This is a genomic window from Caulobacter sp. KR2-114 (genome assembly GCF_049446115.1).
Taxonomy (GTDB): Bacteria; Pseudomonadota; Alphaproteobacteria; order Caulobacterales; family Caulobacteraceae; genus Acaudatibacter.
On the sequence record NZ_JBMSEC010000002.1, the window covers coordinates 1126908 to 1141125 of the forward strand.

General features: G+C 68.6%; 14 protein-coding genes. 5 read left to right on the forward strand and 9 right to left on the reverse strand.

All coding sequences use genetic code 11. The annotated features are described in order from the left end of the window. The first annotated feature begins 154 nt into the window (after positions 1-154). Both phnF and ACO2Q3_RS11555 read left to right on the forward strand, forming a co-directional pair. A complete protein-coding gene (gene phnF / locus ACO2Q3_RS11550; RefSeq protein WP_423306733.1) occupies positions 155-868 on the forward strand; it encodes a phosphonate metabolism transcriptional regulator PhnF in 714 nt (237 codons plus the stop codon). 20 nt (positions 869-888) lie between these two features. Next, the gene (locus ACO2Q3_RS11555; protein WP_423306734.1) at positions 889-2022 is read left to right on the forward strand and encodes an alpha-D-ribose 1-methylphosphonate 5-triphosphate diphosphatase; all 1134 of its coding nucleotides are present in this window, start codon (positions 889-891) and stop codon (positions 2020-2022) included. A 479-nt stretch (positions 2023-2501) separates the two neighbouring features. Here ACO2Q3_RS11555 and ACO2Q3_RS11560 read toward each other — a convergent pair whose 3' ends face one another. The 6 genes from ACO2Q3_RS11560 to ACO2Q3_RS11585 form a co-directional block, all read right to left on the reverse strand. After that, positions 2502-5084 (reverse strand): TonB-dependent receptor, encoded by a 2583-nt coding sequence (locus ACO2Q3_RS11560; protein WP_423306735.1) that lies wholly within the window; start codon positions 5082-5084, stop codon positions 2502-2504. Between the two features lie 307 nt (positions 5085-5391). Continuing rightward, a complete protein-coding gene (locus ACO2Q3_RS11565; protein ID WP_423306736.1) occupies positions 5392-6693 on the reverse strand; it encodes a cytochrome P450 in 1302 nt (433 codons plus the stop codon). Positions 6694-6878: 185 nt separating this feature from the next. Continuing rightward, positions 6879-7394: an SRPBCC family protein gene (locus ACO2Q3_RS11570; RefSeq protein WP_423306737.1), complete on the reverse strand. Its 516-nt coding sequence runs from the start codon at positions 7392-7394 to the stop codon at positions 6879-6881. Further along, on the reverse strand, positions 7391-7774 hold the full coding sequence (locus tag ACO2Q3_RS11575) for an ArsR/SmtB family transcription factor (protein WP_423306738.1): 384 nt from the start codon (positions 7772-7774) through the stop codon (positions 7391-7393). The genes ACO2Q3_RS11570 and ACO2Q3_RS11575 overlap by 4 nt, the downstream gene beginning before the upstream one ends. A 72-nt stretch (positions 7775-7846) precedes the next feature. Then, complete coding sequence (locus tag ACO2Q3_RS11580; RefSeq protein WP_423306739.1) at positions 7847-8683, reverse strand: DUF2461 domain-containing protein; 837 nt, start codon at positions 8681-8683, stop codon at positions 7847-7849. Between the two features lie 77 nt (positions 8684-8760). Further along, on the reverse strand, positions 8761-8931 hold the full coding sequence (locus tag ACO2Q3_RS11585; protein ID WP_423306740.1) for a hypothetical protein: 171 nt from the start codon (positions 8929-8931) through the stop codon (positions 8761-8763). 50 nt (positions 8932-8981) lie between these two features. On the opposite strand from ACO2Q3_RS11585, the gene ACO2Q3_RS11590 reads away from it, so the two are divergent. Continuing rightward, positions 8982-9740 carry a hypothetical protein gene (locus ACO2Q3_RS11590; RefSeq protein ID WP_423306741.1) on the forward strand — a complete coding sequence of 253 codons (759 nt, stop codon included), beginning with the start codon at positions 8982-8984 and terminating at the stop codon, positions 9738-9740. A gap of 15 nt (positions 9741-9755) precedes the next feature. Here ACO2Q3_RS11590 and ACO2Q3_RS11595 read toward each other — a convergent pair whose 3' ends face one another. Beyond that, on the reverse strand, positions 9756-9953 hold the full coding sequence (locus ACO2Q3_RS11595) for a hypothetical protein (protein WP_423306742.1): 198 nt from the start codon (positions 9951-9953) through the stop codon (positions 9756-9758). Positions 9954-10375: 422 nt separating this feature from the next. Between ACO2Q3_RS11595 and ACO2Q3_RS11600 the strand changes: the two genes are divergently transcribed. Next, positions 10376-10993, forward strand: a complete 618-nt coding sequence (locus ACO2Q3_RS11600) for a hypothetical protein (protein WP_423306743.1) — start codon at positions 10376-10378, stop codon at positions 10991-10993. Positions 10994-11153: 160 nt separating this feature from the next. Here the strand turns inward: ACO2Q3_RS11600 and ACO2Q3_RS11605 are convergent, their stop codons facing one another. Then, positions 11154-11420 carry a hypothetical protein gene (locus ACO2Q3_RS11605; protein WP_423306744.1) on the reverse strand — a complete coding sequence of 89 codons (267 nt, stop codon included), beginning with the start codon at positions 11418-11420 and terminating at the stop codon, positions 11154-11156. Between the two features lie 655 nt (positions 11421-12075). Here ACO2Q3_RS11605 and ACO2Q3_RS11610 point away from each other — a divergent pair. After that, positions 12076-12846 carry a hypothetical protein gene (locus ACO2Q3_RS11610; RefSeq protein ID WP_423306745.1) on the forward strand — a complete coding sequence of 257 codons (771 nt, stop codon included), beginning with the start codon at positions 12076-12078 and terminating at the stop codon, positions 12844-12846. A gap of 41 nt (positions 12847-12887) precedes the next feature. Here the strand turns inward: ACO2Q3_RS11610 and ACO2Q3_RS11615 are convergent, their stop codons facing one another. Then, on the reverse strand, positions 12888-14063 hold the full coding sequence (locus ACO2Q3_RS11615) for a glycosyltransferase (RefSeq protein ID WP_423306746.1): 1176 nt from the start codon (positions 14061-14063) through the stop codon (positions 12888-12890). Positions 14064-14218: the final 155 nt, after the last annotated feature.

The window sequence follows — 14218 nt, forward strand, 5'->3', positions numbered from 1 at the left end:
CTCCGACAAACCAACAACCTGTTGTATTCGATGAAGGTGATTGGTAGTGTATCCGCAGTTGGCTAGCAATATTCCAAGTATGAAGCTTATATTACTGTGGTAAAACTTGTCTAGTCGGCCGCGCGAACATCCTCCCCGGAGCTTCGTAATGACAATGAATATCCCCCTGTGGCGCGAAATTTCGAAGAATATCGAGCACCGCATTGAGATGAAGCAGCTTCGCCCCGGCGATAGACTGCCTACGGAATACGAGCTGTCCCACGAGTTCATGGTCAACCGGCACACGGTGCGCCGGGCTCTGTCCTACCTTCAGGAGAAGGGGATGGTGGAATCGACCCAGGGACGGGGCAGCTTTGTTCGGCGTCCGTCGTCGCCGATGACCCTGCACCGGCGCCCGCGGTTCAGCGACGCCGTGCGCCGCGACGGGCACGAGCCCTCGACCCGAACCCTGAAGCTGGACGTGCGCCAGGCCGAGCCCCGGGTGGCGCAGGAACTGGGCCTGAAGCCGGGCAAGCCGGTGGTCTACCTGTCGCGGCTGCGGCTGGTCGACGGCGAGCCCACGGGCCTGTCGACCCATTGCTTCAGCTTCGAGCGGTTCCCCACCTTCATCGAGATGTACCGGGTGCGCGGCAGCATCACCCAGACGCTGATCGACAGCGGCATCCCCGACTACACCCGCAAGCAGACGGTGATCAGCGCCCGCCTGCCGACCGTGCGCGAGGCGGAGCTGCTGCACCTGCCCCGCCACGTGGCCCTGCTGATCCGGCGCTATCTCAACGTCGACGGGCTCGGCCGGCCGCTGGAATGCGGCGAGTCGAGCGGCACCTCGGAGGTGGTCGTCGATTTCCCCGGCGTGATGAACGGCTAGAGCCCCCAAAGGAGCGTATCTTGGAACAGGCGTATCGCAACGCGCGCGTGGTCACGCGCGACGAGGACTTCATCGGCTCCGTGCTGGTGCGCGACGGCGTGATCGCCGCGGTGGACCCGGGGCCGGGCGCCGTCGGCGAGGATTTCGACGGCGACGTGCTGATGCCGGGGGTCGTCGACCTGCACACCGACGCCCTGGAGAAGCACTTCTTCCCCCGCCCGAACATCGACTGGAACCCGGTCTCGGCCGCCGTGACCCACGACGCGGCCTGCCTGTCGGTGGGGGTGACGACGGTGTTCGATTCCCTCAGCGTCGGCTCGTACAACGCCAGCGTGGCGCGCGACCGTGACAACATCGGCCGGCTGACGGACGGCCTGCTGGCGGCGCGGGACGGGGGCATGCTGAAGGCCGACCACCGCCTGCACTGGCGCTGCGAGACACCCTCGGACGAGCTGACCGAACGCCTGCCGCCGCTGGCCAGCCATCCGATGACGGCGCTGTTCTCGATGATGGACCACACCCCGGGCCAGCGGCAGTACCGCAACATCGAGCTGCACCTGAACAACTGGCGCGAGCGCGGCATGGACGAGGACGCCATCGCCCGCCGGCTGGACGAGATCCGCGACCGGCAGGCCCGCAACGCGGCGTCCAACGCCCGCTTCGTCGCCGAACTGGCGAAGGCGATGGGCGTGGCCCTGGCCAGCCACGACGACGAGGATGTCGAGCACGTCGACGAGGCCGCCGACCTCGGCGCCACGGTGGCGGAGTTCCCGGTCACGCGGCAGGCGGCCGAGCGAGCGCGGGCGCGCGGCATGACGGTGGTGATGGGTGGGCCGAACCTGATCCGCGGCGGCTCCTATTCCGGCAACGTGCCGGCCTCGGAGCTGGCCGACGCCGGACTGCTGGACGCCTTCGCCTCCGACTACGTGCCGCGCAGCCTGGTGGAGTGCGCCTTCGCCCTGGCGACCGCGCCGTTCGGCTGGTCCCTGCCCCGCGCGGTGGCCTCGGTGACCGCCACGGTGGCCGACGCCGTGGGCCTGAGCGATCGCGGCGCCGTGGCCGAGGGCCGCCGCGCCGACCTGCTGCGCGTGCGCCCGATCCGCGGCCTGCCGGTGCTGCGCGGCGCCTGGGTGGCCGGCGAGCGGGCGGCCTAGGGACGGAGCGGGTCGGGGCGACGCCGCCTCGACCTGCCTCCGCGAGTCCGCCACGTTCACAGGACCCGACCGGGCGCGCCTTTTTCCTTCTCCCCTTGCGGGAGAAGGTGTCTTGCGCAGCAAGACGGATGAGGGGTTGACGAGGCGTGGCCGATTGGCGCCGCCGAAGCGCCTACCGGCTGATCACGAAGGATCTTCAACCCCTCATCCGACCCGCTGACGCGGGCCACCTTCTCCCGCAAGGGGAGAAGGACCAGGCGCTTCGGCCAGGCCGGCGATCTATGAGTTTGCACACCCTGCCGGGGGGTCACCTCCGCAGGATCCGGCCCTCGAGCCAGCAAAAGTCCGCCCCCGATCGGGAGCGGCCCTCTTTGCATTCTTGTTCGACAGAGAGGCCGGCGGGCGCCGAGGGGATACGCGGGCGCCCGCCGGGCAGGGGATGCGGGGTCCCGCTTGGCGCGGGCCCCTGCCCCTGAACGCTAGAACTTCATCCCCACCGTGCCGCCGAAGGTGCGCGGATCGTTGAAGGCGCCGGAGATGCTGCTGGAGGCCAGGCTGTAGTTGCCGCTGCGGCTGGTCAGCAGGTTGGTGTTGAACAGGTTGCGCACCCAGAAGGCCACGGTCATCTGCGCCCCGTACTCGGCCACGTGGATGTTCCCGAGCGAGACGCGGGCGTTGAAGATGGCGCCGGCCTGGCTCTTCAGCTGCGGCAGGTAGATGGTGGCGCCGTTGGCGTCCTTCGTGCCGGTGCTGACGTCGCCGGTGGAGCTGTACTGCCCGTCGTTCCAGTTGCCGTCGAAGTGGATGCGGGCGACGGCGGCGTCGTTGAACACCGGACGCTCGTAGTCGATGGCGAAGGTGATCCGGTTCGTCGGCGTATAGAGCTGGTGGTACAGGGTCGGGGTGTTCAGCGCATAGCCCGTCACCACGCCGGCGCTGTTGATCTGCGGCCGGGGCACCGGGTCGGTGAACAGCGGCATCTTGACGTAGGCATAGGTGTAGGTGCCCGACAGCGTCAGGCCGGGCAGCGGGGCCACGTCGAACTCGGTCTCGACGCCGGAGACCTTGCCCACGCCCTTCATGTTGTAGGTGTCTTCGATGGTCCGGGTCGAGCCGGTGACCACCACGATCTGGCCGGTCGCGGGATTGGTGGCGAAAGTATTATAGTTCGCGCTGATGTTGTAATAGACGTTCTTGTAGTTGCCGTAGTAGCCGGTGATGTTGAAGCGCACCTTGTGGTCGAACCACTCGCTCTTCAGGCCGGCCTCGTACATCTGAATTTCTTCCGGATTGTAGGAAGAATAGGTGATCGAGCGCGAATTGAAGCCGCCGGCGCGATAGCCGGTGCTGTACTTGGCGTACAGCGAGGCGTCCGGCGTGACGTCGAAGGCGACGTTGACCATCGGATCGACCCGCTTCCAGCTCTTGTGGCGGTCGATCGGCCCTTGGGTGGTGGTCAGCTGGCCGTTGGCGTCGGGCAGGTACGGCAGGGCGTTGTTGACCACGTACAGCTCGCCGCGCTTGTCGTCGTCGTTCCAGCGCAGGCCGCCGGTCAGGTGCACCCGATCCTCGAAGATCGGCGGCGTCCAGGTGGCCTGGCCGTAGAGCCCGTAGCTGTCGGTCGAGGCGCGGCTGGCGCGGTCCACGCCGATATTCGGGTAGAGCCCGTGCACCAGGGTGGTCTGGCCGGGCTGGCCGTAGAAGTTGTTGTAGCTGCTGTTGCAGGCCGCCGGCGTGGTGATGCAGGCGTTCGGCCCCAGCACCGAGTTGCCGAACGGGGTGTAGGTGATCGGCGTGATGCCCGAGCCGACGCCGCTGGAGTCCCAGTGCAGGGTGTTGAAGGCCTGCGCCTGATCGTTGGTCGCCTCGTGGAAGTACATGAAGCCGGCGATGAAGGTCAGCCGGTTGACGTGGCCGATGGCCTGGAACTCCTCGCTGTACTGGTGCTGGTGGAACTCGGCGATGGAATAGCGCTCGAAGTTCTGCCCGGCGCCGAGGCTGTTGGTGACCGCCAGCCCCTCGGTGCCCCCGTTCTGGTACTGGTTCTGGTAGAGGTTGCGGTAGGCCGAGATCGACTTCAGCGTCAGCCAGGGGGTCACGTCGTACTTCAGCGTCAGGCTGTGGCCCCACTGGTCACCGAGGCTGGGCTGCAGGGGCGCGCCGATCGGCGCGGCGTCGATGCGCTGGGTCGCCACCAGCGACAGCGGCGAGATGGTGACGTTGTTCGCCGGGCGCAGCACGTAGCCGAAGATGGTGGTGTCGGCCGTATGGCCGATGTCGAAGGCGTAGTCGGCGGTGAAGTTGGTCGTCGGGGTCCAGCGGACCTGCAGGCGCACGCCGCGGCGCGAGGCCTCGTTCCAGTCATGCTGGCCGGGCATCGGGTTCTTCACCCAGCCGTCGTGCGACTGGATCATGCCGTCCAGCTTGACCGCGAAGTCGTGGTAAGCGGGCAGGTTCAGATGGAACTGGCCCTCGTAGCTGTTGTAGTTGCCGGCCCCGGCGAGCATCTCCATGCCGAACTTGCCGGTGGGCTTCTTGGTGGTGATGTTCAGCGCGCCGCCTTCGGTGTTGCGGCCGAACAGGGTGCCTTGCGGGCCCTTCAGCACCTCGATGGAATTCAGGTCATAGAGGCCGGCGTCGAGCCCCTGGGGACGGCCCAGGTAGACGCCGTCGACGTAGACGCCGATGCCCGATTCCCCCGACGGCTGGTTGGTGTCGGTCATCACGCCGACGCCGCGGATGTTGAGGATCACGTTGAACGGCCGGCTGGCGTAGGGGGTCACGGTCAGGCCGGGCGCCGAGCCGTCGTTGAGGTCGGTCAGCGAATAGACGTGCCGGTCCTCGACGGCCTTGGCGGTCACGACCGAGACCGAGATCGGCGTCTTCTGCGCATTCTCGGTGCGCCGCTGGGCGGTGACGATCACGGCGTCCAGGCCCGCCGTGGAATCAGCATCGGCCGTGGCGGTCGCCTCGGCGGCGAGGCTGGGCGAGGCCAGGAGCGTCATCCCGAGCGCGCAGACGCTGGCGCCGCCCAGGGCCCAGGCTTTGAAACCGATTGTCATGTAATCCCCGCGTGAACAGCTGTGAGCTTTCGTCAGCGGGGTCGGCAATAGAGCCGGGCGTTGTCAGCCCGGATTCGCTTCCGTGAATACTGCGTATCTCCTGAGGGATTTGTCGAATGGACAAATCCCGGAGTTCGGACGGTCGGGGCCGCAACGATCGCGCGCGCTATTGAGGGATGGACGTTTCTCTTCCCCCTCCGGCAAGCCCCAGGTGGCGCGCGCCGGTTCTCCTCTGGAGCCCCCTATCCCCCGCTTGCCGGGGACTTCCCCGGAGGGGGACGAGGGACAGCGCCGCACCACGCGCCGGTCACGCCCGGCGCGGGATGATCACCTGCATGTCCTCGTAGCCCTTGATGAAGATCGAGTAGCTGCGGGTCGGCTCGCGCAGCAGGCGGATCTCCGGGAAGCGCTTGAGGATCTCTTCCCAGATGATGGTCAGCTGCAGCTCGGCCAGGCGGTTGCCGACGCAGCGGTGGATGCCGAAGCCGAATGACAGGTGCTGGCGCGGATGCGGCCGATCGATGATGTAGTCGTATGGCCGGTCGATCACCGTCTCGTCGCGGTTGCCGGAGATGTACCACATCACCACCCGGTCGCCCTCGCGGATGGTCTTGCCCTGGAACTCGAAGTCCCGGGTGGCGGTGCGCGCCATGTGCGCCAGCGGCGTCTGCCAGCGGATCGTCTCGGACACCATCGACGGGATCAGCGCCGGGTTGGCGCGGAGCTTGTCGTACTGGTCGGGGTTCTTGTTGAGGGCGTAGATGCTGCCCGAGATGGTGTTCCGCGTCGTGTCGTTGCCGCCAATGATCAAGAGGGTGACGTTGGAGAAGTACTGGTCCATCGACGAGCCGCGGGTGTCGGGCCCGTGCGCCAGCATCGAGATCAGGTCGCCCGCCGCCTCGGCGTTCACCCGCTGGTTCCACAGGTTGACGAAATAGGCGCGGCAGTCGGCCAGCAGCTGGCGGCGCTCGTCATAGGTGTTCCACGGGCCGTGGCCGGGGGCGGTGGTCATGGTGTCCGACCACATGGTCAGCTTGCGCCGCTCCTCGAACGGGAAGTCGAACAGGGTGGCCAGGGTCATGGTGGTCAGCTCTTTCGACACCAGGTCCACCCAGTCGAACGGCTCGCCGATCGGCAGCGAATCCAGGATCGCGCCGGCCCGCTCGCGGATCTGCGGCGCCATCAGCGCCAGGCTGGCCGGGGCGACCGCCGGGCTGACGGTCTTGCGCTGAATGTCGTGGCCCGGCGGGTCCATGTTGATGAAGCTGTTGGCGTCGTCGCTGGAGTCGCGCTCGATGATCGCGCCCGGCGGCAGGATGCTGGCCTTGGGCGGCAGGCCGATGCCGCGCGCCGACGAGAACACCTGGTGGTTGGTGTCGACGGCCATGATGTCGTTGTACCGGGTGATCGACCAGAACGCCCCGTAGTTGCTGTCCGGCGTCCAGTGCACCGGATCCTCGGCGCGCAGGCGCTCGAAATAGGGCCAGTGCGCATCGTCGCGGAACGCCGAGGCCCAGGCCGGGTTGAGCACCTCCAGCGGCGTCTCGTACGCCCGCTTGCGGGCCAGCGCCTGCTTGTCGGTCAGCGCGGTGTTCATGCCGTCGGCCATGGGGGCGACTCCTCCGATCCCTAAGTCATTCTGAAGCGACTTCTGCGCCGGAGAAGACGCCCTCGCTCGCCAATGCACAAGTCATCGTTGAGCCATCTGGCGAAAAGGTGCTGTGGCTGGCCCCGGAACGGCGGGCGTGCAAGGCCCCCTTGAGCGGGGAAAGGAGCGAGGGCGACGGACGCCGCTCAGCCCTGCGGCGTCCAGCCGAACCGGGCGTCCAGCTTGCCGAGCTGGCTGGTGAAGCCCTCGACGGACATCTGCGTCCAATGCGGGTCGAGATGCGGCTGGATGGTGACGGTCATCGTCGCCTGTCCTGGACCGTCCGGGCGGAAGTCCACCTCGATGGTCTGTTCGTAGACGGGGCTGCCGGGCACGAAGTCGATGACGTGGGTCAGCGCCAGGCGCTCAGGCGGCTGGAAGACGCTGAAGCGGCCACGCGTGCCGTGCGACACGGGCTGGCCCATCTCGCGCATCGCGGCGATCGCCTCGGGGGCGTCGGCGATCATGTCGTAGTCCAGCGCCCCGCCCAGGCGCGCCTCCATCGCGTGCACCTCGACGCGAAAGCCGTCCGGCCCCCACCAGGACTCGAAGCCCGCCTTGGTGGTCCACAGCGCCCACAGCGCCTCCACCGGCGCGCGATAGGTCCGCGTGATAACCACCGCCGCCTGAGCTCCGCGGGCCGCCTCGCCGATCGTCGTCATGATGTCTCTCCCGGTGTCGCCGCCCCGCCCGATGCCTTCATCCCGTCCGGCGCCGTCATCCCGTCTCCGGGTGCGCCCGCCGCCTCCAGCGCCGCGCCGAAACGGTCCAGCCGCGCCTCCCACACTCGCCGATAGTCCGCCAGCCAGGCCTCCAGCTCGGCGAACGGCTCGCGTCGAAGGGAATAGAGCCGCCGCTGGCCCTGCGCCCGCACCGAGACGAACCCGGAGGCGTGCAGGATGCCCAGGTGCCGCGAGACGCCCGACTGGTGCACGCCGGCCTGGCGGACGATTTCGCCAACCGGCCGCTCGCCCGCCCGCAGCGTCGCCAGGATCCGGCGGCGCGTGGGCTCGGCCAGGGTCTCGAAGGGATCATAATGCATCTTCATGTATATACATACCGATGCATTCTATGTGCAAGCCTCCCTCTGCGGTCGGAGACTTCACATCGCCTCTCACCGCCGCCGGGCCGGCTCCACGACGACGCCGTGCAGGGCCCGCCAGCCGAAGTCCAGCAGCGGGCGGGCGCCGGCGGCGACGTCGGCGATCAGGTCCGGCAGGCCGGGGCTGGCCAGGTCCGCGGCGGTCAGTTGGCGGCGCACCAGCCAGTGCGTCCGCTTCAGCGCCGGCGCCAGCGGGCCGTCGGCCTGGCCCTCGTAGCCCTTGGGCATGCGCTTGACCGGCGCGCCGGTCTCCAGCGCCAGGCCGGTCTTTTCGAGCGCGGTCTCGACCGCGCGCCAGGCCTTCGGATCGCGGACGATCTGCCGGCGGAAGGCGTCGATCAGCGGACGATCCCAGAGGTAGAAGCCCACCGCCACGAAGGGCCCCGAGCCGGCGTAGTCATCCTGGGCCCCCTGGGCGGACGGCAGGGTGGAGGGGTCGAGCGGGTCGATGGTCTGCGGATCGAAAGCCGCCGCCTGAGGCTCCGGCTCGACATGCACATAGACCATGCCCGGCGCCATCTTGTCGCCCTCGCGCGTCAGGCTCGCCGAGACGTGGGTCTTGTACGGCCGCTTGTCCTTGGAGAAGCGGACGTCACGGTGGATGCGGAAGATGTTCTTCCTCGCCTCGCCCTCGAACGGCAGGCCCCGCGCCGCGAACGCGCTGTTGAGCGCCGCGATCAGCGCCCCCATCGCCGGCTTCAGCCCGTCGTCGTAGGCGGCGCGATGCGCGGTGAACCAGACCTTGTCGTTGTTGGCGGCCAGGCCCGTCAGGAAGTCCAGGTCCCGGGCCGAGAAGCCGGCGAAGGCGGGGACGGGCGCGTGGGCGGGCGAAGCGGCGGTGTTCGTCATGCCCGCAAGCTAGCGACTTACCGCGGCGATTGGGAAGCCGGCGAGAGCGGCCAGCCCTCCCTGGCGGCCTTCTGGGATCACCAGGCCCCCTGGCCCGGCGGCAGGACCTCGGCGGCCGTGGCGCGTACGGCGGCGGCGAGCTGGTCGAGGAGTCGCGCGGCGAGACGTTGCGGGGCGATCGCCCAGCCGAGCCCCAGCTGGCGCGCCCCCTGTTCGCCCGCCCCGCCGCCGCGCGCTGCGGTGATCATCGTGCGCCCCCCCAGACAGCCTGCGCCCAGTCTAGCGGAGGTCGGGACGCGTGGGGATTCCCTCGCTGGGCCGGCTTGATGGCGGCACGGCCTTCAGACACCTTCCGGTGATGAAACCGCGCCAGCAGGCCCCCTCGCTTGCCGTAACGCCGACATCGGCGGCGTTCTTCGCGATCGCGGTCCTCGTCGCCGGAACGGCGCTCGCGGGCCGAATGCTGACCGCGTGGGAACCCTATGAGCCACGCCCAGGTCTGGTGTGCCCCAACGATGGCCGCGTCGACTTCTCCCAACTCGCCGGACACCCGCCAGCCTGGCGATCGCGTGACCCGGAGAGACAGGCGTTTCTTGAGAAGGCCCGCCTGGCGCTCGCCGCCCGGCCCTGGCAGGGCGCGCCCGGCGTCCGGATCCAGGTGCGGGGAACGTTGGCGCCCTCCCAGAGCACCATTTCGGCGTCCAGGGCGTCGACCGGCGCCTGGATACTGACCCTCGACCAGGACAATCAGCGCCTGGGCGGCGCGGATGCGCACGCCCGGGTCGCGCTCTCCAAGACCCAGGGCGAGGACCTTGAGCGGATGCTGGCCGATCCGTGCCTCTATGCCGAGCCGGAGCTGATCGGCACGGACTTCCCCACGGCCAGCGGCGGACCTGGAAGCTGCTTCGATGGCGCGGACACCTCCCTCGACATCCGCTGGGCCGGCCGCAGACGAACCGCCGTGCAAGTGTGCCAAACCTACGGGCTGACCGGCGACCTGGCGCACTTCCTCTACGGCGCGCTGGACGAAGCGGAGGCCGCGAAGCGGACGGCGTGATGGCGCGTCGGGTGGCTAGCGGGCATTCCAGAACGGCGTGTCCACGCCTCTGGCCCAAGCCGCCTCAAACTCGTCGGCCGACATCTCTTCCAGTTCAGCGCCGCCAAGACCCTGGGCAAGGGAGAGATCGATCAAGGAAGGACAAGGCTGCCCATTCCGCTCCTCGATTTCGATACTGGCCCTGAGAACTTTCCCGTCATCGAAGATATCCACTGAGCGTGTGACCGCATCAGCCTGATCATCAATTTCGTAGAGCAGCCATGACGGCTCTCCCTCGGGAACCTCAGGTTCGGGCCAGCGCCCTCGAAGATGTCGTAGACCGCTCACAGGCAGACCGTAGCGTCTGCGGAAAGGTCCGCAACGGGTGTCGGGAACCGCCGTCGGCGTCGTGACGGAAACTGGCCCTCGTCAGAGGCAGCCCGTGGAAGAGATTCTTTTCGCATCGGAAATTCTGTGGGCGTGGGGACCGTTCAAATACAACCGTAGCAGTGCTTCGACGGATTCGGGCATGGAGAGCTTTGCAAGGCCTTTGAGAGCCAGAAGCGGGCGAACGGTATCGATGTGATGCCGCAGGCTCGCGCCGCCGAAACCCGAGAGGCCGCCAACAACGCCGATAATCCCCAGGAGGAAACCAGATGGGTCGCACCCTCTTCGCCTTTGCGCTGGCTGCTGCCGCCAGCCTTGCCCCATCCCTGGCGGGCGCCGCCGAGACCGACGCGGCCGACAAGGGCTGGATCGTGATGTCCGTGGCGGGCTGCGCGAACGACGATCCGCTTCACATGCGATTTCTCGTGAAGCGTGACCACCCGTACAAGAGCTTCCGGGTCTCAGAATCCCCGAACAACATCATCCTCCATCACGACTTCAAGGGCCCGCGCCTGAACGCGGACAGTTCCGCGCACCAGGACAACTGCGGCCCAAAGGGCATCAGCGGCCAGGTCCTGGTCTTCGAGGCTCCTTCGGGGATCTATGAGGTCGACCGTATCACGGTGGATGGCTTCATGAACGCCGGACACGTCCGCAACCCCATTGAGCCCTTCGAGGTGAAGCCAGGGCGCACGAGCTATGTTGGCGAGGTCTTCGTCCCCGGCGGGGTGGAGATCGGTCTGAGGTTTCACGAACGGGAAAGCCTGGTCGTCTCCGATCAGAGCGCGCGCGATATGCCCATCGCCCAGAAGAAGAACGCCAACGTCGCCGCTCTCTCCCACGGTGACAACCTCGCCGCTCCTGGCGCCGTCCGCGTGAGGCAGTAGTGTTGACCCGTCTCGTCGCGGTCCGCTTCGCCAGGGCCAAGGGGGAGTCGGCCTTCGCAGCGTCGGATTAGGGTCGAAGCCGGTCGGCGCCTTCGTGCCGACAACTCGAGCTTCGCCCGGTCCGCCAGAGGCGGACGTCGGGAATGTCTGCAATGGGTGGTCAGCAGCCCTTCCCGTCATCCTCCGCAAGACTGTCGGCGTCGAGGTCTTCCGCCAGTAACTCCGGATCAAAGCATGCGGCCTTCGGCATGCGTTCCGAAATGCATTCCGCGTGGGCGAAAGCCCCATGCCACAATGTTGTGGGGGAGGCTTCGTCCTTATGCAGGTTCGTGAACTTCACACGAAGTGCAAAGGGATCGTGCAGGGGCGTGATGGCGAAACCGCACAGCCAGCATTTCCAGCGTCCGGGACGGTAATGGTCGCTCATGATGGGAGGTGCGAGCGTCGGCCTGCACCGGTGGCCAGAAGGCGCAACCATCGCAAGAACGCTCTGGTCCTGACGCCGTGGCTCAAGGCGGAAGTGGCCTTCAAACGCGCCCAAGTCAATGTCCGAGAAGGGTCGAAAGCGGTCCTTGGCATCGCGCCAACAACAAGTCGGGAGGTGGCGTAGGATGACATGGCGGGCTTTGGGCGTCGCTTTTCTGGCTCTCATCGGCCTCGTGGCGTCCGGCGTGTGGAGGAACCATCGGCTAGAAACTTCTCTTAGCCGCCTCCGGCCGGGAATGACGGAGGCTCAGGCCCTGGCGATGGTTGGCACGCCGGCTTGGCGCGCCCGGTGTGGTGGCGAAGTTCCCTATGGGTTCAGCGGCGAGTGCAAGGGCGAGTTGGGGTACCGTGACTCCTTCGCGCCGCTCATCCCGACTTATTTCGTCGTCCAAATTGACCGCCAAGGGCGCGTGATTTCCGCCGACCCAATCTACAGTCCCTGACTTTCGCGAAGGGTCGTAAGCGCTCCTCGGCATCGCGCCTGCAACTGGCCCCTGAGAGCCCTCAGCGCACCCCGCAGAAAAATAGTTCGGTCTCGCGTGTCCCGTTTTCCGGCTTCGCCGCGCTTCAGGTTCGATAGGCAGCGGAGTGGGACAATGCGCGATCATAGACTTCAGCCGGTCGGGGCTGGCCGGGCGGCTTTGGGAACCCTGGCGTGCGGGTCGGGCCAGGGCGGCCGACGCGGACGTGGGCGACTTGTCCCGGCGCTGTTGGGCACGACGGTGCTGCTGGGGACCGGGCACGCCCTGGCGCAGGCGGCGCAGATTTCCACGTCGCCGACCCCGTCCGGAGGCGCCAATGCCGAGGGGCTGGCGATCAATGGCGACGGCACGGTCGCGGTCGGCGACTCGTCCGCGCCGGGCGGCGGGTTGGCGCCGGTGATCTACACCCCCGGCGGCGCCATCACCTTCCTCGGGACCATCGGCGACCCCAACACGCTGGATCTCGGCAAGGCCCTTGGCGTGAGCGCCGACGGGCGCATCGTCGTCGGCTACGTGAACAACAGCCACAACGGCGGCCAGCTGACGGCCTTCAGGTGGACCCAGGCCGGCGGCGTGGTGGCGCTGCCGTTTCTCGTCAGTTCGTCGTCGCTGGGACCGGGCATCGGCAACGCGGCGATCGCCTATGGCACAAGCCGCGACGGTTCGGTGATCGTCGGCGCCGCGCAGGCCTCCACGGGCGCCTGCTGCCAGCGTGACGCCGTCAAGTGGACCGGATCGGGGGTCGTGGATCTGGGCTACCTCCCCGGGAACTACGCCGCCGCCGGCGCGCCGTTCGGCAGCGAGGCGCACGCCGTCAGCGACGACGGCGCCATCGTGGTGGGCCAGTCCTTCGATGTCGGCGTCGCCGTCCGCATCCGGTTCTGACCGCTGCGCGGCGCAACAGGCCCCTCACGCCGCCGCTCAGCCTACGCGGACCGCCCGCCCTCGACGACGATACGCGCGGCGGTGTCGGCGCCGGTGGTCGAGACCTGTCCGGCGGCGGCGCTCGCGCGGGCGGTCACCGCCGGCCGGAGCGCCGCGTCGAGGGCGCGGGCCAGTTCGTAGCTGTCCAGGGCGGAGGGGGCCACGGCGCCCAGGCCGAGCTCGGCCACCCGGCTGGCCCAGTAGAACTGGTCGCTGAACAGCGGCGCGACCACCTGGGGCGCGCCGGCCAGGGCCGCGGCGGTGGTCGTGCCCGCGCCCCCATGGTGAACCACCGCCGCCACGCGCGGGAACAGCGCCTGGTGGTTCACGTCCTCGATCACCAGGCCGTCCGGGGCATCGTCGATCCGCGCGAAACCGGCCCATCCGGCCGACAGCACCATGCGCCGGCCGACGGCGCGCACGGCCTCGACGAGGGCGAGATTGGTCTCGTAGGGCGCCGGCATGCTGCCAAAGCCGAGGTAGACCGGCGCCTCGCCCGCCGCGAGGAAGGCGTCCAGCGCCGGCGGCAGCGCCGCCGTGTCCGGCAGGAGCCAGGCGCCCGTCTGCACGACCTCCACATCGGCCGCCCGGGGAGCCGGACCCAGCCAGGCATCGCAGGCCAGCAGGGGGCGCGCACCCAGGATATGGTCCAGCAGGTCGTCCACCGGCGCCAGGCCCAGCCGCCCGCGGTTGAGGTTCACGCGCCCGAGCGAACGGTCGTTCCAGCCGCGGCGCGCGGCCTGCCAGCGGCGCTGGATCTCCGCGGGCTCCTGCTGCGCAACCGCGCGCCCCGCGGGCGCCAGGTCGGCCGAGGGCAGCGAGACGGGGGCATAGGCGGCGATCAGATAGCGGGCGCCGTTGCGCTCCGCCACCGAGCGGGCGGCGTACTGGTGCACGCCGGCGCCGACGACGGCGTCGCAGCCCTCGGCGGCGGCCTGCAGCGTCTCGAACTGGTCGGTGATCAGGTCCGGCACGGGCGGCGGGGCGACGCCCGGCCGCGGCGCGCGCATCTCGACGCCCAGGGGCCGCGCGGCAAAGCCCAGGCCCTGCGCCCAGGCGACGAAGTTCGGCGGCACGCACAGGCGCGCCTCGCAGCCCAGGTCGCGCAGCCGCTGCGCCAGGGCCAGGGCGGGCTGCACGTCGCCCCGCGTGCCCACCGACGAGATCAGAACCCGCATGCCCCAGCCCCCGGTTGCCGAAGGCTCCGAAGACTATGCAGATATTCCCGCCCGCCAATTCTTGAATACAGATCGCTTCGCCCCACCTCCAAGGTATGGGGAGGCATTCAGCGCGGCGTCCGGGCACGCGCCACCGGCGGCGCGCCATCGAGGGA

Coding starts and splice junctions, on each gene's coding strand:
- phnF (WP_423306733.1), top strand. CDS start 155: ATGAATATCCCCCTGTGGCGCGAAATTTCGAAGAATATCGAGCACCGC.
- ACO2Q3_RS11575 (WP_423306738.1), bottom strand. CDS start 7,774: ATGCATTATGATCCCTTCGAGACCCTGGCCGAGCCCACGCGCCGCCGG.
- ACO2Q3_RS11560 (WP_423306735.1), bottom strand. CDS start 5,084: ATGACAATCGGTTTCAAAGCCTGGGCCCTGGGCGGCGCCAGCGTCTGC.
- ACO2Q3_RS11600 (WP_423306743.1), top strand. CDS start 10,376: ATGGGTCGCACCCTCTTCGCCTTTGCGCTGGCTGCTGCCGCCAGCCTT.
- ACO2Q3_RS11610 (WP_423306745.1), top strand. CDS start 12,076: ATGCGCGATCATAGACTTCAGCCGGTCGGGGCTGGCCGGGCGGCTTTG.
- ACO2Q3_RS11580 (WP_423306739.1), bottom strand. CDS start 8,683: ATGACGAACACCGCCGCTTCGCCCGCCCACGCGCCCGTCCCCGCCTTC.
- ACO2Q3_RS11570 (WP_423306737.1), bottom strand. CDS start 7,394: ATGACGACGATCGGCGAGGCGGCCCGCGGAGCTCAGGCGGCGGTGGTT.
- ACO2Q3_RS11585 (WP_423306740.1), bottom strand. CDS start 8,931: ATGATCACCGCAGCGCGCGGCGGCGGGGCGGGCGAACAGGGGGCGCGC.
- ACO2Q3_RS11615 (WP_423306746.1), bottom strand. CDS start 14,063: ATGCGGGTTCTGATCTCGTCGGTGGGCACGCGGGGCGACGTGCAGCCC.
- ACO2Q3_RS11565 (WP_423306736.1), bottom strand. CDS start 6,693: ATGGCCGACGGCATGAACACCGCGCTGACCGACAAGCAGGCGCTGGCC.
- ACO2Q3_RS11605 (WP_423306744.1), bottom strand. CDS start 11,420: ATGAGCGACCATTACCGTCCCGGACGCTGGAAATGCTGGCTGTGCGGT.